Below are 19,370 nucleotides of genomic sequence, written 5' to 3' on the forward strand. Positions count from 1 at the left end.
GTTGGTGCGGCTGGCAGGATTCGAACCCACGACCCCTTGGTTCGTAGCCAAGTACTCTATCCAACTGAGCTACAGCCGCACGCTTAAACCGGTGATATTTACTTCAACGAAACCGGGTAAAACTGAGGACTTCCCGCAGGAAACCCTCGAATAGTTGGTGCGGCTGGCAGGATTCGAACCCACGACCCCTTGGTTCGTAGCCAAGTACTCTATCCAACTGAGCTACAGCCGCACACAGAAACGAGATTATAGCCAAAGGTTTTGGAAAATGGAAGCGTGTAACTGCGATTTGTCTCATGGGCCTGATCGTGTACCCTTGATAGGCAGTCGATTGCTGCAGTTAACGGACCATCATGAACAAGGCCTTTGTCAAAGAGTCGAGTGAAGAGAATGACGACGACCTCGACGTCGCCCAGCCGGAAGTCCCCGCGGGTACCAAAAACTACATCACGCCTGCCGGCTACCGGCGCATGCGCGATGAACTGCTGAATCTGATCGATGTCGAGCGGCCGGAAGTGGTCAGGCTCGTGTCGTGGGCGGCGTCGAACGGCGATCGCTCGGAGAACGGCGACTACATCTACGGCAAGCGCCGCTTGCGCGAGATCGACCGGCGAATTCGCTTTCTGACCAAGCGGCTGGACCTTGCTGAGATCGTGGATAGCAGCAAACAGGAGAACGTCGATCAGGTTTTCTTCGGCGCGACCGTCGACTATGCGACGGAAGATGGCGACGCGCATGCGGTGACGATTGTCGGGATTGACGAGGTTGATCTGGATATCGGGCACGTGAGCTGGATTTCGCCGATTGCGCGTGCGTTGCTCAAGGCGAAGATCGGCGATACGGTCACGCTGTTCACGCCGGCCGGTCCACAGCCGATCGATATTCTCGACGTCAAGTACCCGCCGCCGGATACGGGCGGATAAGCGCGCCGCGCGGCGCGCTTGATATCAATGAGAGCGGAGCGGATCAGGCTGTCTCGATGAGGTCCGCGCTGCTCGGCGTGGGGCAACCGGGAGCGCTTGTTTGCTTATGGGCGAGCAGCGTACGCACCTGATCGAGTATGCCGCTACGCTTCCAGTTCAGGTACTTCGCATAACAGGTCTGTTGCGGCGGAAAGTGCGCGGGCAGGTACATCCATCGCTCGCCGGTACGCTCGACCCACAGGATAGCCTCGAGCACGGCGCGCGAGTCGGCGGCGGGGCGTCCAGTGGCCCGCAACCGGAAACAGGTGCTGAATGCGCTCCCACTCGGCATTCGACAATCGGTCCATCTCGTCTTCTCCTCAAAGCATCGTGGGGGCGCAAATAAACGAGGCGAAAAAAAGGCGCCGCGAGCGGCGCCTTCGATACTGCGACTACTCCGCAGCTTTGGAAGCTTAGAAGCGGTGACGCAGACCTGCGGTCACAGCAATTTGCTTGTTGCTGCTCGACGCTGCGCCCAGGCCATTGATGCTGGCGTCGACGATGGCGCCCTCGTTGGTTTGCTGATACACGCCTTGCAGGTACACGTCGGTACGCTTGGACAGCGAGTATGCCGTTTGCAGGTTGAACTGGTTCCAGTGCATATGCGAGCTGGACAGGTTCGCGCGGGTGTACGTGTACGCACCGGCGATGCTCAGAGCCGGCGTCAGAGCGTAACGAGCATTGGCTTCGAAGTTCTGGAACTGAGCACTGTTGGTCGGGAAGCCGACGCCACCCGCCACACCCGACGAGCCCTGGCTGATGCCGGCGAGGCCCGACAGGTTCGTTTGCGAGTACACGAGGCCGACCGTTGCCGGGCCGAACGCGTAGTTAGCGCCTGCGCCCCACGTTTGCTGACGTTCAGCGAAGAACGTGTTGTCGCCCGAAACCGCACCACCCGAGTTGAATGCAGCGGCCGCAGTGTTCGCGCCGTTGCTGTTCAGTTGCATATAAGCAGCAGCGACGTTCAGGCCGCCCCAGTTGTACGACGCGCCCGCGCTGTACGCACGGTTGTTCGCGAAGCCGGCAGCCTGATTCGAGAAGCCGTACAACGCGCCGAACTTGAAGCCGCCGTAGTTCGCGCTCTGGTACTTGACCGAGTTATTGATACGGAACGAGTTGTTCAGGTTGTCGTTGTCGAACGGGTGGGCGAACTGCGTGCCGCCGTATTGCGTGCCCGTCAGTGCCAGCGGGCCGACGTAGTCGACCATGCTGTCATATTGACGGCCGAGGGTCACGGCGCCGAACTGGTCGCTCGCCAGACCGACGAAGGCCTGACGGCCGAACAGACGGCTGTTCTGCTTGAGCGTGCCGTCATTGATGCCGAAGCCGTTTTCCAACGTGAAGATGGCCTTCAGACCGCCGCCCAGATCCTCAGCGCCACGCAAGCCGAAACGGCTGCCGTTCACCGAGCCGCTCGTCATCTGCCAGTTGCTGTGGTCATGCTGGTTGTTCGTATAGGTGATGCCGGCGTCGATCAAGCCGTACAACGTTACGCTGCTTTGCGCATGCGCGGCGGTTGCAAAAACGCCCGTGAGGGCCGCGACCATGAGTGTCTTCTTCATTGTGTAACTCCGAGAGCGAGAGGTGTATCTGGAACCCTGGCTTGGGAGACCTTCACACGAGAGCATGCTGCGAGAGGCGGATTCGTGTGAAAAGCGCGTTGACCAAATCGCGCTGGTTTCCGGTTAGGCAGAGTTTAGAGAGACACTTCGCAAAGTGGGCGTTCCGATTTTCGCAATAAAGTATTACGCAATTAGAAACGATGCATGAATGCGGCGTGAGCCTTATGGATAAAGGCTTGCAGCGTTATTGCGGGAGTGGAGTGATGGGTGCGCGGGAGATTGCGTTGCTCATTTGCGACACTAAACGACGCAAAAAAACAACGCATCAATATCAAAACAGGATTGTTGTTATCCGTGCAATAGCAGATTGTTAATTGTGTGAATAATGGAAATGAATTGGGCGGCTATACTCTAATTTCTGCTTTTCGAAGCGGACTTTTTCGTTGACGAAAAAGATCTCCAAACCTTTGTCGGCGCGACTCCCCAGTCGCGCTTTTTTTCGTCTGCGCGATGCGAATCCGTTGCATATCACTCAGTGTGCGGGTGCTGCGCCCTCTAGGTGGCTCCAGTCGGTCGCCGACGACGCGCTCCAGTCTTCCATCACGTACCGGCGCGCGTCCATTGGGGACGACAGCAGGTTCTGCCAATGATCCCCATGCCACATGGGATCGAATTCGAACGCCGCGTCGGTGATCGGCTCGGGATGATCGGAAGCGGTCTTTGCGTGCGAGGGGGTGAGCCAGACAAAGAGGCGGTGGAGTTGATTGAGCAGCATGGCAATCTCCTGATACGCGTTTACTACAACAACTGGGCTCGATCATCCCGCCGTGAATGTGGCGCAGCAAGTCGGACAAACACTTACTAAATACAGATTTTGTTACATTTATTATCTATAAATCAGAAAAAATTCCCGTCGGTGGGGGTGTATTTGAACTGTCCGGGCAATATTTCCTTGATGGGTTACTCAGTAGTTAATGAATATGCATCAGGGATTTTCTAGTGAAATTCGGTCGTTATCTCAGTATGTGCTAACTGCATATGGAAAATTTTCTTGACGACAATTATTCGTTCCCCGTATAACGGCAAGTCTGAATTTCGGCTGCCAGTTCGGGGTATTGGAAGGCTGCCTGATATCAGGATAGCTGGCGAAGTGGCGGTGTTATTCGGACATAAGGGCAATGCCCGATTTTTGTAAATCATCGAGGGAAACTGAAAAATGGAAACTGGTATCGTCAAATGGTTCAACGATGCTAAGGGTTTTGGCTTCATTACGTCGGATTCAGGCGGAGAAGATCTGTTCGCGCATTTTTCCGAAATTCGCGCGGACGGCTTCAAGTCGCTGAAGGAAAACCAGCGTGTTTCCTTCGACGTCAAAGCCGGCCCGAAGGGCAAGCAGGCAGCGAACATCCAGCCGCTGTGAGCCGTGCGGCGCGCGCCGCCGATTGCCAGAGAGCCCTCGCCGCGTGCGAGGGTTTTTTATGGCTTATACGATTTTTCCAATCAGATCCGTAGGAATTTTTGATTAAAGCCGCGTGGGTTTGAAGTGGCGAAGCGTTGATTTTTGGGTGTGGCAGTTATTGTTTTTGATCAAATCATTTTGATCGAATCAAATAGTGCCCCACGGTCCGCCGGCATTCAGCGGCATCCGGCGGTTTACCCTCAAAATGCCATCTCCCTCGCGGCAATCCCGTCGCATCAACGCGATGCGATTTGGGTGTGGGGCGGTCAACTAGTGCATACTTGCCGCAAAGCCACATGTCTAAAGTATCTCTTTCCATGTCTGAACAGTTTTTGCCGGAACCGGCCCTGGATTTACCCATTGTCTTCGTCGACCTCGAAACCACCGGTGGTTCGACCAGTGAGCATCGCATTACCGAGGTCGGCGTCGTCGAAGTAGGGCCGGCCGGCGTGTCGCGCTGGAGCACGCTGGTCGATCCGCAGCAGTCGATTCCGTCGTTCATCCAGCAGCTCACCGGCATCACGAACGCCATGGTGCGCGGTGCGCCGACCTTCGACGAAATCGCGCCGGCGCTGTTCGAACGCCTGAGCGGCAAACTCTTCATCGCGCATAACGCCAGTTTCGACCGCGGTTTTCTGCGCGGCGAGTTTCGGCGGGCCGGGCTCGCGTTCGATCCGGATGTGTTGTGCACCGTGCGTCTGTCGCGCGCATTGTTTCCGGCGGAAAAGCGTCATGGTCTGGACGCGCTGGTCGAGCGTCATGCGCTTGTGCCGTCCGATCGCCACCGTGCGCTTGCCGACGCCGACTTGATCTGGCAGTTCTGGCAACGTCTGCACGGCCTCGTGCCGCTCGACGTGCTGCGCGCGCAGATCGAGCGCACCACGCGGCGCTACCGGCTTGCCGGTGACATCACGGAGGATCTGCTCGACACCGCGCCGGCCGGTTGCGGCGTCTACGCTTTTTATGGCGAAGGAGACTCCCCGCTGTATGTCGGGCGAAGCGTGCGCGTACGTCAGCGGTTGCGCTCGCATCTGACAGGCGAGCGGCGTTCGTCGAAGGATATTCGGCTGGCGCAGCAGGTACGGCGTGTCGAATGGCGTGCGACCGGCGGCGAGTTGGGGGCGATGCTTGCAGAGGCGCAATGGATTGCGACGCTGCGTCCTGGCCATAACCGGCTGCCGCGTGTGACGAAAAGCGATCCGGCGGACGCGCCCTGGCCGTTTCAGGGGCCGGTCGTTTTTGAGGAGCGCGAGGAAGCGTCGCAGGCGCGGGCTTTCCATGTCGTCGACCGCTGGTGCTATATCGGTCATGCGCCGTCGCTCGCGCAGGCGGCCGAGTTGTATGCGTCGAGCGTTGCGGGGCCGTTCGAGCTCTCGACGTATCGCATCCTGCAGAGTCATCTTGCACGGGGGCTGCGCGTGATGCCGTTGAGCGCGTCGAGCGACGCTCCGGCTTCGAGCCTCGCTTGACGCGAGACTTCGCCGCGCAAAGCAAAGCAGGTTCAGTCAATCAGGTGACCGCAGTTCGGTCGCGCGCGGCGGCCCGGGTGCCTCGGGCCGCGTGCTTCGTCACCCGGTCCGGATCAGCCGGTCGCGCCCACGCCGCCCGTTTCGCACACGTGACCTAGCGCGCGCGTCAACGCGCTCGCGTGAGCAGAGTCGTAGCGGGTCAGCGATTTCCAGTTGGCAAGCGATTGCGCGACGCGCGACGGGCAGTCGTCCGCCGTCCGAAGCGGCTGCACGCGCGCAAGACTGGTTACGAGCGATTGCGTCAGTCGGTCCAACTGAGGCCTCGTGCTGGTCGCGAGGTCGGGCGCGGGCCCTTGCGGCGGCTGTGTGCTGCGCCAGGTGGCAAACAGCGCGTTCTGCACGTCCTTGCTCGCGTCGATCTGATCCTGGAAGAACGCACGGGCGAACGCCGGATCGACGTTCGCCGCCGCAGCGCGCTTTTCGACGTCGGCAAGCAGCGCGTTCTCGCGCGGCGTGTCGGTAATCGCCTGATGGTTGGCCCACTTCCAGCGCGCGACCGGTTCCGCGAGCGCGAGGCGCTGCGAAGCCAGCGCAATCAGATTGGTGAGCGCCGTGTCGCCGCCATCGGCGACGGCGGGGGCGGGCGCGAGGGCGACGCAAGCAGCCAACGCGAGTGCGCATGACGCGCCAAATCGATACGAGCGATTCATGGGAAATGGATGTGGCCGAATGGCCGCTGAGGAAAACCAGAAGAATAAATGATGCGGCGGTCGCGGAGCGTTTTGTCTGGCCGGCAGTCGGTCAGTGTGCGGTTCTCAGGTATGTGAACCGGAAGCGCACGCGATCAGACGCCGCGGTCCGAATAGCCGGACGGTGGCGTACATCAGGCGAGTCGAATCAGCGTCGCGGCGCACGTAACACGCTTAATAGGGCGCGTGTACACACCGCGCGCGGCTACGCGCGCACGTCGATGCTGCATCGCGCCACTGTTCAATTACTTCGAGTCGCACGACTTGCGTTGTTCGTCGAAAAATGCGCGAACGTGCTCAGGCAGTTCGGCACCCAGAAACTCGACGCCAGCGGGTTCCGGATCCGGGCAAAAGACTTTATCCGGGGTCGGAATCTTCGTTGGTTTGGCATCCATGATCTTTCTCCTTTACAAGCGGATTATCAGCCTCGGTCCCTGTTTCGCACCAGTGTCTGATGTAGGCCAGATGTTCTCTGTTGCTTTAACGGCACAAGCCAACACTTCAACAGAGTGTTTGAATAGAATTTATCGTCTGTCTATTGCCATGCGGATTTCCCGCGCGAATCAAACCAGTCCCGCCGGCCGCATCGATTCCCTTCTCAGCCTTGTCCCGTGCGCTTTCCAGCCGAAGTTCCGTTGGCACCTGCGCCATACACACTCCATATGAATTTTGTGTGAATAAATCGGCGCAATTTGTGCAGTGCCGCATCGGCAGGATTTTCTCGATAATTGACTGAACGTTCGTTAATTACCGATGCGTTCAGTTTGCGTGGCCGTCTCCCTAATGTTTCGTAAACGATTGATTTTGAGGTTTCGTTGACGAAATTTAACTTTTATTAAAGTTTTTCTTCAAAGATTCGCGAATCCACGGTCGGCGTCTGCGCAAGCTCGAGACGTGAATGCCTCGGAGCGTTGAGCACCGGTACTAACCCCCCGCCAGGCCGAGTCGGGGATTCGGGGGAGGGGACTTCCCATGCCTGTCTTCGAAGAGGGATTTGCCACTGCGTTGACTGCGCGCACCGGTGTGCATTCACGTCCTGAGGCAGGTCGCCGCGAACAGAAAGCGCGGGGGCAACGAGCCTCCCCGCATTTCTGTGCGCGATGCCACGCTCCCACGTTCGTGCCGAAACCTCGTCACCCGACGCCAGGCCGCTCAACGCCCCTGTCGCCGCCTATGCTTGAAGCCGCCATCTGCCACACGACGTGCGGCGGCTAACGGACGCGTCCGTCCCCGCGCGGAAGATGTCAGTCTTCGCCATTCGGAGAAGTGCAATGGAAAACGCCGTCTATTGGAAAGGACGTAAGGTCGGAATCGAATGTGCCGGCAGAATCTTATGGTTTGCGTCGGCGCCGCGGGAAGCGATCGCCGCGTACGGCAAGCCGCAAGAAGAGCCGGCAGCGGCCGAGGATTCCGTCGTGGCCCGCAACCTCGTTATGGCGCTGCCATATGGCAGGTCCCATTTTCGTGGGTGAGAGCAGCACGGTTGCTTCCGTTGAGGTGGCTCTGAAAGGAGCAAATGAGACCGGCTTGCTCTCAGGTGAGCGAATCGAACACCCGCTGTTTGTGCCGGGGAATTCTCTTCCCGCGCGACGAAGCGTTTGAGGTATACAACCGTCGTCGTATCAGCATTACCACCTCAGCTGGAAGTGGGTGTTCACACGGTTCAAGCCTGCAAGTTCTGACTGATGCATGACCGTACACAGTCCGTTCGAATGAACTTGCAGGGTGCGCACCATTGCGCACCAGCATCGCCGGTCGATCCGCGCCGAACGGTTCGACTATCTCTTCCTGTTTCCGCTTTGCGCGAAAGTGCTGCAACGGTGTTCGCTGCGGTGCCGATTTATTGAGAGACGTGGATCAACATGGCGGGCGATGGACATCCAGAAAGCAAAAAGCCCAGTCGCAAGGACTGGGCTTTTTGCTTGAATCTTGATGGGGAAAGAGGAATCGTAAATCTTCGACAAAGCCTCTTCCAGTAAGAGTGTGATGTCGCGTCACGAAAAACGTGCCCCCATTCATGCCCCCAAAAAAAGTCGACACGTTTGTCTGCAAGGGGACGCATTTCTGTGTGTTGTAAAGACGCAACGAATGTTTTCTTTCTCGTCGCTTGTCGCGGGCTCGCCGGTGGGCGAAACTTCAAGTTCGTTTCATCGGACAAAAAGTTAGAGAAGCCACATGCATACAAGAACGATAACGGCCGCAGAACGGTTACTCCTGTCAATTAAGCCGGAGGATCACTTTTACGACAGGAAAGCCGCTGCAATCAAAGGTGCGAAGCTCCAGAAGATCGCGGTTGCTCTGGCGAACGCAGACGGCGGTGAGTGCATTGTTGGCATTTCCGATGACAAGGCGGAGCCGGACCCCGACAAGCGCTGGTCCGGTGTTGGAAACATTGAAGATTACAATCAACAGATTCAGGCTCTGACAGAGGTTCAGCCGGCGCTGCCGATGCAATTTACGTTTCTCAAGGCAGAGGATCAGCCGTCGTATGTTTTGCTCATACAAATAGAGAAAAGCCAGTCGGTTCATAAGACCAGCGATGGCAGCATCTATGAGAGGAAAGGCGCTCAGTCATTGCCAGTGACGGACCCCGCTCGTATAACTGCGATGTCCTTCGCAAAAGGCGCAGCGTCGTATGAAGATTTTACGGTTGAAGGGGCGTTGGCGGAAGACATCGTTGATTCGCCTGTCCTTGCCAATTTCTTGAGCGAATACTCGCCGAGCACGGACCCCTTAGATCTGACTCTCAACAAGAACTTGGTGGATCGGAAATCGTTTAAGCCCAAAGTGGCCGGACTTCTTCTCTTTGCCCCCGAGCCGTCAAGTATTGTTCCGAAAAAATGCTCCGTGCGGATAATTCGCTACGAGACTAAGGAAGATGATCCGGATCGAGACCATCTAGGCGCGATTGAAGCTGTTGAAGGACCGCTGTATGAGTTAATCTATAAGAGCGTCGCGCGTGTTACGGCGATCATGTCGTCGATTAATGTTTGGACGACGGATGGCCCTAAGGCGATGGCCTATCCTCCCGAGACGCTGTGGGAGATCATGGTGAATGCGATCATTCATCGCGACTACTCGATGTCTGATGATGTGCAAATTCTCATCTTCGACAACCGGATCGAAGTCTTGAGCCCGGGACGCTTGCCGGCGTTCGTAACGCGGGACAACATTCTCGATGTGCGCTATGCGCGCAATCCTCGCATCGTTGGGATGCTCTCTCGTTACAAGGTTCCGCCGAACAAGGACATCGGTGAGGGCTTGAACACCGCCTTCAAAAAAATGAAGGAGTGGAAATTGCGAAGCCCCGAAATTTTTGATGAGGGAAATTACGTTCGCGTGATTATTCCGCACGCGCCGCTGGCTACGCCGCAAGAAGCAATCAGTGAATTTGTCACTAAGCATGGGACGATCACAAACCGGCAGGCCCGAGATATCACCGGTATCAAAAGCGAAAACGCCGTCAAGGCGGAGTTCTACAAACTCAGGGATATCGGCTTGATTGAAATGATTCCGGAGCTTAAAGGAAACAAAGCAGCGTGGCGGTTGGTCGCTAAATAATTTCTTGGATAGAGGCTCGTTTAGTGCTGGATTGTCGATGTATAAGAATCGGCGAATTGGCTCCCGGATTGACGACAAGACCGCCATCCGGCTGTCGCGTTTTTTCTAAGACTTTGATATTGGGGGGGCGGCGCTTGCGCCGCCACTGCGGTGAGTTGTCTTTGGGTTGCGTCTAAGTTGCACTAGAAACGACAGTTTTCCCGTAGCAGTCGTTGACTAAACCACCTACCGTCCGTGCTCGTCGGTGCCGAGATGCACGATGGCGTGCCCAGCGTCGATAGTCTGGGTGACCGTCATTGCTTCGAGCATGTCACCGGCTTAGTGTAGATCTAGTATTTGCATAGTTGTTTCCTCTTGGTTGGCGGCGGCGCGGTGCGCCGCTGCCGGTTGCGTCGGGGGTGACAGAAAGGAGCGTCAAGGGGTGACAGAGAGTCGGAGTTTGTCACCCCTTCTCGTGGTCTTTTTGTCACCTCCTGAAACCCTTGTTGGGTAAGGGCTGGCGGGGGTGACGAGACCAATCCGACCTTTAGGTCGGAAAAGGCACCCATGAGAGAAGAAAATGGAATTGTCATCGCAGCGTTTTCTCGATGGTCCGAAGCTGGTTAGCGACAACGTTTCTGGCGATACGCTCGCCGGTCATCTGCTCGTATCGCTTCGCCACTTTGGTTGGACTGTCACCGAACATTTTCGAACAAAGCCACAAGCGTTCGCGACGCAGAAGTGATGCCGCTGCATCGTTGTTGTTGAATGCCCTGTTGCGCGCCGCGTAGATTGCTTCCTTTAGGCGTTTGTGCACCGTTGGCCGCGTCACTGCAATGGTATCCGCGCGCTTGGTGATGTGCTTCGAGCGAATCCATGCGCACTCCCACTGTTGCTCGTCGGTCAACGCCAACCCGCCTGCGATCTTCCCCGGTGGCCGCTGACCATAGTAGAACGTGAACAGCGCAGCCTGGTGGAACGAAGATTCCTTGAAAAGCCTCTTGGTCTGTTCGTAGCGCACCGCATCGACCTGTCCGGGATAGCTGCGCGCAATCCACCGTGCGTCATATACAAATAAGTCGAATCGCGCGGTCAGACAGAGATGCTTTCGCTCGATGTCGCAAAGACCGCGTAGGCTAGGCGGAACGCCGCGCGCCGTTAGTTCTTCAGCGAGAAGGAACGCCGCGACGCGTTGGCCGTCTGTATAGGCCGTTTGCAGCGATGAGCATAGTGTGACGGTAGGGTGGAGAGGCAGGGCGGCGCGGACGCGCTCGTATGGTTCGACGTTCGCGTCCGCTATGCACTGAGCCAACGGAGTGAGACCGTAGTCTTCAGGCTCCATCCGTGGGGCCGCAGGCATCTTCATTTGTCGGTCCTCCAGGCCGGACCAGAAGTAGGCGCAGTGCTTTCGGGCACTCTTTTGTAGGTCGCGCGCACACAAACGGATTTTTTCGCGATCCGCGACATAGTGTGCGCTCTATCGTGCCTCGCTTTCACCGGCGTGCCATCCTTCTCAAATCGGTTCGCTCGCCAGTTGATTGAGGAGTCAAGCAGCAACGAGACCGCCTTCAATGGGCGTTTCCCTGCCGCAGGCGTTACCGCGAGAATCTCGGCGATAAAATTCTCCACGTCCGCTAGGGCATAAACGGGACGATACAAGCCGCTATAGTCCTTCTGCATACCGCACGGCAGGAGACGATGTCCGGAGATGGCTTGCTTGCCCGCGATGTTGTCCGTCAAGAACGGATACCACGCCCTAATAGGACCGAGCCGTGCCCGAAGTAACACGGCCGCTTCCGACAATGGGATAGCGCGCACCGTCGTTGTGCTCATCGAGTGGCCCTCACGCAAACGCCAACCGCCTCAATCAAGTCGTTTGCCATTGCGCTGGCTTGTTCCGTTTCTAGGCGATAGACCCGCAGGGGATTGTTCATGATGACCTGAATGAATGACTTACCGTCCTTCTCGTCAATCTGCGGGGTGATGGCAGTTATGGCCAAGCTGCGCCCAGTGGGGCGACCACCGTTCTCGTCGATTCCGAACGAGCGCAGAACTTCGTTGATGCGTGTGTTCTCGCTGTCGGTCGAGCCCGAGTGGAATGTGTTTTCCTGGCTGTTCATGTTGGCTCCCGAATCAGTGCGCAGATTGCTGGCTCGTTTTTGCGTCGAGCCAGTCGTCCAACGAAGAAGTGTCCCAACCGACTGAGTTCTCGCTAAGCCGGAGAGGCGTTGGGAACTGGCCGAGCTTCAACAGCCGATACACCGTTGATCGCGATAGTCCAACATAGGCGCTGGTCTCGCCGATGCGCTTGATGCGTGCTGCGGGAGTGGTTGTGTGGCGCTCAGGTTTCATGTGTTCAATCCTAAATGGGTCTCGTTGAGACGGGATTGAACTGTAAAGTCGCGACCATCTGGGTGCATCCGACCCAGACACTCAGTCTTTCATTCCGCTATCTGAGAGAGACGCCGTGCTTTTGCAGGATTGGCCGGATCACGTTGCGTTTTCTGTCGTCGACGATTTTCGACGACAAACCTGGACTGGGGGCCAGTCCACCGGTCGCCGGAACGCCCGCCTCGTCCTCTTGAGGCGTCCTGCCGTATTGAACCTTGTATGCGGCGTCGACGCCGCGCTTGTCCGCCGCTTTTATTGATTCGCCCTCGGCCATTTGCTGAATGCCGGTTTGATACGCGAAGCATATGGCGATCTCGCGATCAGGTGTCATCGGCTTTCCGCTTTGCGCCCGCCCGCGCTCGACGGATTTGCGTCCTTTCCCGTGGATTCGCAGCACGCTTTCGATTGTGGTTCTCTTCCCTGTTTTGCCCGCATGCAGTCCGTCCCATTCGTCCAAGACACAGAGAACGCCGTCTGCTACCCAATTGAGAAACATCGGGTGTGGCGATGCGCCGCGCCGTATCGCTTCAAAGTTCTCGCGCAGCACGCGGCGCGCTTTGATTCCGATGTCTCCGTCAGGGTCGTCGGGCCGGTCGATTTTTCCGGAGCGCAGCGCTTGAATATCCGCTGGGATTTCAAAGAGTGCTTTGAACTCGGCCTCAATATGTCCAGGCATGCCATGCTTACTCAAGGGTTTTTCGAGTTCGGCGTCGAGGTTCTCAAGGGACGAAGGAGTGGCGGACAGGGGTTCGTTCTTGTCGGGCATTCGTACACAAACGGAAATTTTAGGAAGCGGCTGCGGCGTGGAGATTCAGCACGTTATTGCCTGCCTTTTGATCAATGAAGTCTCCCCACCATTGCATGAGGCGGTGCCGCTCGTCCATGTGCTGTGCGTGGTTGTAGGCTCGGCGCACTTTGTTTCCAACTACATGCGCTAATTGGCGCTCAATGACGTCCGGATTGGTTCCGCTGCGCTCGTTCATGATCGTGGATGCGAGACCTCGGAATCCGTGCCCGGTCTGTCGGCCTTCGAATCCAAGACTTTTCAGTGCTTTGTTGATGGTCTCTGCTGAGATAGGCTGGACCGCACCATTCTTCGAACCAGGGAACAGAAGCTCATAGCGTCCAGTCAGCGGCTTGAGCTCACCCAGCAACTTGACCGCCTGGCGCGATAGGGGGACGATGTGAGCGATGCCGGACGCCTTCTGTTCCAACGTGCCCTTCATCCGCGTCGACGGCACGCGCCATTCCTTTGAGTCAAGGTCGAACTCGTCCCAGCGTGCCCACCGTAGCTCGTTGGTGCGAAGAAATGTCAGGATCATCAGCTTGACCGCGAGCTTGGTTTCCGCGCCGCCGGAGTAGCCTTCGATACGCTGAAGAAGGGTAGGCAGTTCCGCCTCGGTGACGTGTGGGTAGTGCTTCACCGGTGGGCGCGGTGCCAGAAAGTGGCGTAGCCCGCTCGTCGGATCGCGGTCAGCTACGCCGGTGGCGCACGCATGCCGGAATATACCGCCGCATGTTTCAAGCGCCTTCACTGCAATCTCATGCGCTCCGCGCGCTTCGATCTTGCGGATGCTGGCCAACACGACAGGGCCTGTGATGGAGGCTATAGGGCGCTTCCCGATTTGAGGGAATACGTCATTCTTGAGGATGGCTGTGATGCGCTTGTCATGGCTCGCGCTCCAACCGTTGCGCTTGATCTGAAGCCACTCGTCGGCAACGACCTGAAATGTATTGCCAGCAGAGATTTGCGCGACCAGCCGCTGTTCTTCGCGATGTAGGGAGGGATCAATGCCGTCAGCCAGCTGGCGCTTTGCTTTTTCGCGACGGTCGCGCGCTTCGGCCAGAGAGAGGGCCGGGTAGTCACCGAACGTCAGCCGGTTCTCCTTCCCATTGAACCGATACTTCAGCCGCCACTTCTTTGAGCCGCTTGGCATCAGTTCCAGATACAGCCCACCGCCGTCGAATAGCTTGTTGCCGCCGTGTGGGTTGTGCTTCGTCTGTTTGCACTTCGCGTCGGTCAGTGCCGTCGTCTTCGCCATGCCCGCCCCGTGTTTCTTCTGGTGTTGTGATCGTGCCCCCACGATTCTAGGGCATGCCCCCGTGCTTGCCCCCAGTTTTTTGGGATGGGGTGAGATGCAAACAGACACCATGAAACAAAAAACCCGCGCTATCACTGGGATAGAAGCGGGTTTCGAGACTGCTTGATACTGCTTGGAATTCTTGATGGTGCCGGAAAGAGGAATCGAACCCCCGACCTTCGCATTACGAATGCGCTGCTCTACCGTCTGAGCTATTCCGGCATCAGGAGAAACGAGATTATAGGGACTTCTTCAGTAGCTTGGCAAGCCCCCTAACTCACTTTTTTGCTTCGAGATGGTAGCGGGTGACGCGATCGACCTCGTTCTTCGAGCCGAGGAACACCGCGACACGCTCGTGCAGGCTTTTCGGCTGGATGTCCAGAATGCGTTGTTCGCCGTTGGTCGCCGCGCCGCCCGCCTGCTCGACGATGAACGCCATCGGGTTCGCTTCGTACATCAGGCGCAGCTTGCCCGGCTTGTCCGGCGTGCGCTTGTCGGCGGGGTACATGAAGATGCCGCCACGATTCAGGATACGGTGCACGTCCGCGACCATCGACGCGATCCAGCGCATGTTGAAATCGCTCTGGCGCGAACCATCCTTGCCGGCCTTCAATTCGCCGATGTATTGCTCGACCGGCGGATACCAGTGGCGCTCGTTCGACGCGTTGATTGCATACTCGCGCGTTTCGACCGGAATGCGCATGTCGCTTTGCGTGAGCACCCACGATCCGAGTTCGCGGTCGAGCGTAAAGCAGTTCACGCCGTTGCCCGTGGTCAGCACGAGCACGGTTTGCGGACCGTACACCGCGTAACCCGCAGCGACCTGTTGCGTGCCCGGTTGCAGGAACGACTGCTCGGTGGGCTGCTGGCCGTCCGGGCAACGCAGCACCGAGAAGATCGTGCCGATCGACACGTTGACGTCGATGTTCGACGAGCCGTCGAGCGGATCGAACACCAGCAGGTATTCGCCCTTCGGATAGTTGGCCGGGATCGGGAAGAACTGTTCCATTTCCTCGGACGCCATGCCGGCCAGGTTGCCGCCCCATTCATTCGCTTCGAGCAGGATTTCGTTCGACAGGATGTCGAGCTTCTTCTGCACTTCGCCCTGCACGTTCTCGCTGCCCGCGGTGCCGAGCGCATCGCCGAGCGCGCCTTTGCTGACGTGGTAGCTGATCGCCTTGCACGCACGCGCGACGACTTCGATCAAAAGGCGCAGGTCGGCCGGCAGGTTATTGGTCTCGCGCTGCTGCTCGATCAGGTACTTCGTGAGAGTGGTACGACGTTGCAAAGCCATTGCTGTACTCCGGGAAGGCTAGAGGAATATCCCGATTTTAACCGCTCACTGTGTCTGCTCTGTGCTTTTAAGCGCGAAGAGCGTGCGTTGATGCGACCGGCGCGGTGCGGCGCAGGCGTCATTCAGGCTTTGCGGTGTGCCTTGCCGGCGGTGTGGCTGCTGCTCACGCTGACCGCGAGCGCTGCTGCCCGGGCATGCTCGGCTGACACTTTCGGCATTGTCGGGCGATCCGCCCGGGGCATCGGTTCGATCTCCCGTTCGATCTGCTCGCCGGCCGCCGCGGTGGCGATGCGCAGGTCATAGGCGATCTGCAGGTTGAGCCAGAATTGCGCGCTCGCGCCAAAGTAGCGCTGGAGCCGCAGCGCGGTGTCGGCCGAAATGGCGCGCTTACCGCGTACGACGTCGTTGATGCGCGGCGCCGGCACGCGCAGCGCAAGCGCGAGCGCGTTGACGGACATGCCGAGCGGTTCGAGGAATTCGCTGCGCAGAATCTCGCCCGGATGGATGTCGGGGATGGTGTCGCCAGTATCGATGTCCGAGAAATCGATGCTCTCCAGCGCGGAGCGTTTGATGACCATGCCGGTCTCCCACTAATCAGTGATAGTCGACAATCTCGACATTCAGCGTTTCCTCGGCGACGAAGTGGAAACAGATGCGCCATTGCGCATTGATGCGGATGCTCCACTGCCCACTGCGCTGGCCTTGCAGGGCCTCGAGCCGGTTACCGGGCGGCGCGTGCAGACTCATGATGGAGTCGGTCGCGTCGATCATCAGCAGCTTGCGGCGTGCGAGCGCCTGGATATGAAGCGGCAGTGAGTGCACGAACTTGCCTTGAAAGATTCTCGCCGTAGCCTTGTCGCCGAATGTCGTGATCATAGGGATCATATAACGCATTGCGTTAAACGTAAACCGTTAACCGAATGCGTTTGCTTTCGCCTCGTTGGCATCAGATGAACAGCCGTCCAGATGGCTAACGAGTCCTTCGGCACGCACGGACGCCGGGGCCGAACTCAGGACGAAAAAAAGCCGGCAACGTGTGCCGGCTTGTCGAGGCGAGTGCCGCTGTCAGGCGGCGATCACGCCAAGGCTTTCTCCACGATCTCGCGCACGTCGCGCGACTTCACCTGCGACGCCACTTTCTCCAGCGCCGCGCGCATGCCTTCGCGCAGCGCCGGCGTGAAGCGGCGCCACAATTCGAGCGAGCGGGCGAGGCGGGCAGCCACTTGCGGATTGATCGCGTCGAGCGCAATCACCTGATCGGCCCAGAACGCGTAGCCCGAGCCGTCTTCGGCGTGGAACTGCGCGGGGTTCGCCGCGCAGAAGCTGAAGATCAGCGAACGCGCGCGGTTCGGATTTTTCAGATTAAAGGCCGGATGCGTCATCAGCTTGCGCACGATGTCGATTACCGGACGTTGCGCGCTGCCGCGCTGCGTGGCCTGCAAGGCGAACCATTTGTCGATGACGAGCGGCTCCTTTTCGAAGCGCCGGTAGAAGTCGTCGAGCGCCTGCTGCGCCTGCACGCTGCCGCCGTTGGCGGCAGCCGCGTTGAGCAGCGCGGAGAGTGCCGCCGCGCGGTCGGTCATGTTGTTCGCCGCGTCGTATTGCGCGGACGCGAGGCGTACCGCTTCGGCCGGATCGTCGAGCTCCGCGAGATACGACAGCGCGAGATTCTTCAGCGCGCGATGACCGGCCGCCTCGGGCGTCGCCTCGTAGGCACCCGGCGTGCGATGCTGCTCGTACACCTTCAGCCACTCGTTTTCGAGCGCATTGGCGAGCCGCTTGCGCACGAACTGCCGGGCGGCATGCACGGCCGCCGGATTCGATTCGGCCATCTGCTCGGCCAGATACGCTTCGGACGGCAGCATCAACGCGAGTTCGCGGAACGCCGGCGACAGCGTTTCGTCGGTGAGCACGCGCGCGAACGCGGCGACCACCGAGTCGTCGAGTTGCAGCGGCACGCCCGAGGCCGCGCGGCCGGCGAGCGCCATCAACTCGCGGGTGGCGAGCCGTTGACCGGCTTCCCAGCGGTTGAACGGATCGCTGTCGTGCGCGAGCAGGAACGCGAGCTGGTCCGCCGAGTAGTCGTATTCGACGATCACCGGTGCGGAGAAATTGCGCAGCAGCGACGGCAGCGGCTCCTGCGCGACGTCGACGAACGTGAAGCTCTGTTCGGTTTGCGTGAATTCGAGCACGCGCGTGGTGGCCGCCGACGCCTTCGCTTCGCCTTCGAGCTTGAGCGGCAAATCCGCGCCGTCCTTGCCGATCAGGCCGATCGCAAACGGAATCAGCAGCGGTCCTTTCTGCGTCTCGCGCGCGGCCGCCGGAGCGTCGGCGTAGCCTTGGCGCAGCGTCACGCTGTAGCGCCGCTGCGCGGCGTCGTACTGGGTGCGCACGGATACCCGGGGGGTGCCGGCCTGGCTGTACCAGCGCTCGAACTGCGCGAGGTCGCGGCCGTTCGCGTCGGCGAGCGCGTGGCGGAAGTCGTCGCAGGTCACGGCCTGGCCGTCATGGCGCTTGAAGTACAGGTCCATGCCCTTGCGGAAGCCGTCGCGGCCAAACAGCGTCTGATACATACGCACGACTTCGGAGCCTTTCTCGTAGACCGTCATCGTGTAGAAGTTGTTGATCTCGACGTAGCTTTCCGGGCGCACCGGATGCGCCATCGGGCCCGCGTCTTCGGCGAACTGCATCTGGCGCAGCACGCGCACGTCCTCGATGCGCTTGGTCGCGCGCGCGGCTTCGTCCGTCGCGCCGCCGGCCATGTCGGCCGAGAATTCCTGATCGCGGAACACCGTCAAGCCTTCCTTCAGGCTCAGCTGGAACCAGTCGCGGCAGGTCACGCGGTTGCCGGTCCAGTTGTGGAAGTACTCGTGGCCGACCACCGCCTCGATGTTCGCGAAGTCGGTATCGGTTGCCGTTTCGGGGTTCGCCAGCACGTACTTCGTGTTGAAGATGTTGAGCCCCTTGTTCTCCATCGCGCCCATGTTGAAGTCGCTCACCGCGACGATCATGAAGCGGTCCAGATCGAGTTCGAGCCCGAAGCGTTCTTCGTCCCAGCGGATCGAATGGATCAGCGAATCCATCGCGTGACGGGTCTTGTCCAGATCGTGCGGCTCGACCCACACCTGCAGCAGCTTTTCCTTGCCCGAGCCGCTCTTCACGCGTTCTTCGAGCGCGACCAGCTTGCCCGCGACCAGCGCGAACAGATAGCTAGGTTTCCTGAACGGATCTTCCCAGCGCGCGAAATGGCGTCCGTCCGGCAAGTCGCCTTCTTCGAGCAGATTGCCGTTCGACAGCAGCACCGGATAGTCGGCCCGGCTCGCGCGCAGCGTGACCGTGAAGGTCGCCATCACGTCCGGGCGGTCGAGGAAATAGGTGATGCGGCGAAAGCCTTCGGCCTCGCACTGCGTGAAGAAGTTGCCGCCCGATACATAGAGGCCCGACAGCGTGGTGTTCGCGGCCGGATTGCAGATGCTGGTGAGCGTCAGTTCGAAGCTGTCCGGCACGTTGTCGAGCAGCAGTCCGTGCTCGTGCGCATGCGCGTTGGCGAACGGTTGGCCGTCGATTTCCGCGCCGACGAACTCCAGTTGCTCGCCCATCAGTTCGAGATGCGCGGCGCGGGACGCGTCAGGGTTGCGGCGCACGCGCATCGTATTCCTGACGATCGTGCGTTCGGGGACCAGATCGAACTCCAGCGCGACGGTGTCGATCAGGAAGGCGGGCGGCGCGTAATCGGCGCGGCGGATCACATTGGGCGTTGCGGTATCGGCCATGGCGTTCTGTAGTGTTGGTACTCGAGCGGTCAGGCGCGCGCAGGGCACGCAAGCCGGGCTGGTCGGGCCATTGTACAAAGCCTCGGGCAA

Annotated in this window: 20 protein-coding genes and 3 tRNA genes; 5 read left to right on the forward strand and 18 right to left on the reverse strand. The window is 59.0% G+C overall.

The window, feature by feature from the left end; all coding sequences use genetic code 11:
* Positions 1-2 precede the first annotated feature (2 nt).
* Together ACZ9H4_RS12845 and ACZ9H4_RS12850 are read right to left on the reverse strand one after the other, a co-directional pair.
* Positions 3-79, reverse strand: a tRNA-Arg gene (locus tag ACZ9H4_RS12845).
* A gap of 76 nt (positions 80-155) precedes the next feature.
* Positions 156-232, reverse strand: a tRNA-Arg gene (locus ACZ9H4_RS12850).
* Positions 233-353: 121 nt separating this feature from the next.
* Here ACZ9H4_RS12850 and greB point away from each other — a divergent pair.
* Positions 354-923, forward strand: a complete 570-nt coding sequence (gene greB, locus ACZ9H4_RS12855) for a transcription elongation factor GreB (RefSeq protein WP_476119206.1) — start codon at positions 354-356, stop codon at positions 921-923.
* A 43-nt stretch (positions 924-966) separates the two neighbouring features.
* On the opposite strand, the gene ACZ9H4_RS12860 is transcribed toward greB, so the two are convergent.
* The 3 genes from ACZ9H4_RS12860 to ACZ9H4_RS12870 form a co-directional block, all read right to left on the reverse strand.
* A complete protein-coding gene (locus ACZ9H4_RS12860) occupies positions 967-1,254 on the reverse strand; it encodes a transposase (RefSeq protein WP_408152483.1) in 288 nt (95 codons plus the stop codon).
* Between the two features lie 121 nt (positions 1,255-1,375).
* Positions 1,376-2,524: a porin gene (locus tag ACZ9H4_RS12865; RefSeq protein WP_408140789.1), complete on the reverse strand. Its 1,149-nt coding sequence runs from the start codon at positions 2,522-2,524 to the stop codon at positions 1,376-1,378.
* 532 nt (positions 2,525-3,056) lie between these two features.
* Complete coding sequence (locus tag ACZ9H4_RS12870) at positions 3,057-3,299, reverse strand: hypothetical protein (protein ID WP_408323620.1); 243 nt, start codon at positions 3,297-3,299, stop codon at positions 3,057-3,059.
* Positions 3,300-3,740: 441 nt separating this feature from the next.
* On the opposite strand from ACZ9H4_RS12870, the gene ACZ9H4_RS12875 reads away from it, so the two are divergent.
* Both ACZ9H4_RS12875 and ACZ9H4_RS12880 read left to right on the forward strand, forming a co-directional pair.
* Positions 3,741-3,944 (forward strand): cold-shock protein, encoded by a 204-nt coding sequence (locus tag ACZ9H4_RS12875; protein WP_007180812.1) that lies wholly within the window; start codon positions 3,741-3,743, stop codon positions 3,942-3,944.
* Positions 3,945-4,300: 356 nt separating this feature from the next.
* Positions 4,301-5,452 carry an exonuclease domain-containing protein gene (locus ACZ9H4_RS12880; protein WP_408323621.1) on the forward strand — a complete coding sequence of 384 codons (1,152 nt, stop codon included), beginning with the start codon at positions 4,301-4,303 and terminating at the stop codon, positions 5,450-5,452.
* A gap of 113 nt (positions 5,453-5,565) precedes the next feature.
* Here ACZ9H4_RS12880 and ACZ9H4_RS12885 read toward each other — a convergent pair whose 3' ends face one another.
* Both ACZ9H4_RS12885 and ACZ9H4_RS12890 read right to left on the reverse strand, forming a co-directional pair.
* The gene (locus ACZ9H4_RS12885) at positions 5,566-6,162 is read right to left on the reverse strand and encodes a chorismate mutase (protein WP_408152487.1); all 597 of its coding nucleotides are present in this window, start codon (positions 6,160-6,162) and stop codon (positions 5,566-5,568) included.
* A 284-nt stretch (positions 6,163-6,446) separates the two neighbouring features.
* A complete protein-coding gene (locus ACZ9H4_RS12890) occupies positions 6,447-6,596 on the reverse strand; it encodes a hypothetical protein (protein ID WP_042321669.1) in 150 nt (49 codons plus the stop codon).
* Between the two features lie 876 nt (positions 6,597-7,472).
* Here ACZ9H4_RS12890 and ACZ9H4_RS12895 point away from each other — a divergent pair.
* Together ACZ9H4_RS12895 and ACZ9H4_RS12900 are read left to right on the forward strand one after the other, a co-directional pair.
* On the forward strand, positions 7,473-7,673 hold the full coding sequence (locus ACZ9H4_RS12895) for a hypothetical protein (RefSeq protein WP_476119207.1): 201 nt from the start codon (positions 7,473-7,475) through the stop codon (positions 7,671-7,673).
* Between the two features lie 703 nt (positions 7,674-8,376).
* Positions 8,377-9,762, forward strand: a complete 1,386-nt coding sequence (locus tag ACZ9H4_RS12900; protein ID WP_476119208.1) for an ATP-binding protein — start codon at positions 8,377-8,379, stop codon at positions 9,760-9,762.
* Positions 9,763-10,330: 568 nt separating this feature from the next.
* On the opposite strand, the gene ACZ9H4_RS12905 is transcribed toward ACZ9H4_RS12900, so the two are convergent.
* From ACZ9H4_RS12905 to pepN, 11 genes are all read right to left on the reverse strand, one after another.
* On the reverse strand, positions 10,331-11,107 hold the full coding sequence (locus ACZ9H4_RS12905; RefSeq protein WP_476119209.1) for a hypothetical protein: 777 nt from the start codon (positions 11,105-11,107) through the stop codon (positions 10,331-10,333).
* Positions 11,104-11,481, reverse strand: coding sequence for a hypothetical protein (locus ACZ9H4_RS12910; protein WP_476119210.1), 378 nt, complete (start codon positions 11,479-11,481; stop codon positions 11,104-11,106). The genes ACZ9H4_RS12905 and ACZ9H4_RS12910 overlap by 4 nt, the downstream gene beginning before the upstream one ends.
* 89 nt (positions 11,482-11,570) lie before the next feature.
* Positions 11,571-11,861 carry a hypothetical protein gene (locus tag ACZ9H4_RS12915; RefSeq protein ID WP_476119211.1) on the reverse strand — a complete coding sequence of 97 codons (291 nt, stop codon included), beginning with the start codon at positions 11,859-11,861 and terminating at the stop codon, positions 11,571-11,573.
* Positions 11,862-11,874: 13 nt separating this feature from the next.
* Positions 11,875-12,093, reverse strand: coding sequence for a helix-turn-helix transcriptional regulator (locus tag ACZ9H4_RS12920; protein ID WP_476119212.1), 219 nt, complete (start codon positions 12,091-12,093; stop codon positions 11,875-11,877).
* A 97-nt stretch (positions 12,094-12,190) separates the two neighbouring features.
* Positions 12,191-12,898, reverse strand: a complete 708-nt coding sequence (locus tag ACZ9H4_RS12925; protein WP_476119213.1) for a hypothetical protein — start codon at positions 12,896-12,898, stop codon at positions 12,191-12,193.
* A gap of 19 nt (positions 12,899-12,917) precedes the next feature.
* Positions 12,918-14,174, reverse strand: a complete 1,257-nt coding sequence (locus tag ACZ9H4_RS12930) for a tyrosine-type recombinase/integrase (protein ID WP_476119214.1) — start codon at positions 14,172-14,174, stop codon at positions 12,918-12,920.
* 185 nt (positions 14,175-14,359) lie between these two features.
* Positions 14,360-14,435 (reverse strand) — tRNA-Thr (locus ACZ9H4_RS12935).
* 55 nt (positions 14,436-14,490) lie between these two features.
* Positions 14,491-15,507 carry a class 1 fructose-bisphosphatase gene (locus ACZ9H4_RS12940; RefSeq protein WP_408140797.1) on the reverse strand — a complete coding sequence of 339 codons (1,017 nt, stop codon included), beginning with the start codon at positions 15,505-15,507 and terminating at the stop codon, positions 14,491-14,493.
* A gap of 122 nt (positions 15,508-15,629) precedes the next feature.
* A complete protein-coding gene (locus ACZ9H4_RS12945) occupies positions 15,630-16,085 on the reverse strand; it encodes a HigA family addiction module antitoxin (RefSeq protein ID WP_408152489.1) in 456 nt (151 codons plus the stop codon).
* A 16-nt stretch (positions 16,086-16,101) separates the two neighbouring features.
* Entirely contained in the window at positions 16,102-16,383 is a 282-nt protein-coding gene (locus ACZ9H4_RS12950) for a type II toxin-antitoxin system RelE/ParE family toxin (RefSeq protein ID WP_476119215.1), read from the reverse strand.
* Between the two features lie 200 nt (positions 16,384-16,583).
* Positions 16,584-19,280: an aminopeptidase N gene (gene pepN / locus ACZ9H4_RS12955; RefSeq protein WP_476119216.1), complete on the reverse strand. Its 2,697-nt coding sequence runs from the start codon at positions 19,278-19,280 to the stop codon at positions 16,584-16,586.
* Between the last annotated feature and the right edge of the window lie 90 nt (positions 19,281-19,370).

The organism is Paraburkholderia sp. TE9906 (assembly GCF_056279605.1).